General features: G+C 57.3%; 1 protein-coding gene. It reads left to right on the top strand.

Annotated elements, in window-relative coordinates:
* A partial coding sequence (locus IE065_RS17880) for an IS5 family transposase (RefSeq protein ID WP_189517697.1) occupies window positions 1-627 on the top strand: 627 nt, incomplete at both ends.

Below are 627 nucleotides of genomic sequence, written 5' to 3'. Positions count from 1 at the left end.
GCGACCTGGGCCTGATTGCCAGTTGCGGCAAGATCATCGACGCCAGCTTCGTTGAGGCTCCCAAGCAGCGCAATCGCCGACAGGAAAACGAGCAGATAAAGCGCGGCGAGGTCCCTGAGCGCATCGCCAAAAAGCCGCGACGCCAGTGTCAGAAAGACCTCGATGCTCGCTGGACCAAGAAGAACAACCAAAGCTATTACGGCTACAAGAACCATGTGAAGGTCGATGCGGCCAGCAAGTTTATCGAGACCTTTACCGTAACTGACGCCACCGTGCACGACTCGCAGCCGGTCGAAGAACTGCTGCGCGAAAGCGACCGAAACACCATGCTTTGGGCCGACAGCGCCTACACTGGCCCGGCCATCCGGGTCATCTTGAAACGCTTCGCCATGCTCGCGAACATCTGTGAAAAGGGCAACGCCGCATACTCTCTCACGCGGTCACAAAAACTCAAAAACAAGAAAAAAAGCCGCATCCGTGCCCGAGTGGAACACACTTTTGGACGCATCGCTCAGTTCGGCGGCGACCGCTTCCGCCGTATCGGTAAACGACGATGTTGCTTCGAGACGGCTCTTGCCAACCTGACCTACAACCTCGACCGCTTCGCCATGTTCCATCGCAAGGCGT

It is taken from the genome of Cerasicoccus arenae (assembly GCF_014651635.1).
GTDB classification, from domain to species: domain Bacteria; phylum Verrucomicrobiota; class Verrucomicrobiia; order Opitutales; family Cerasicoccaceae; genus Cerasicoccus; species Cerasicoccus arenae.
Note: the sequence above shows the minus strand (reverse complement) of the source record. Positions and strands in the feature narration are given on the sequence as shown.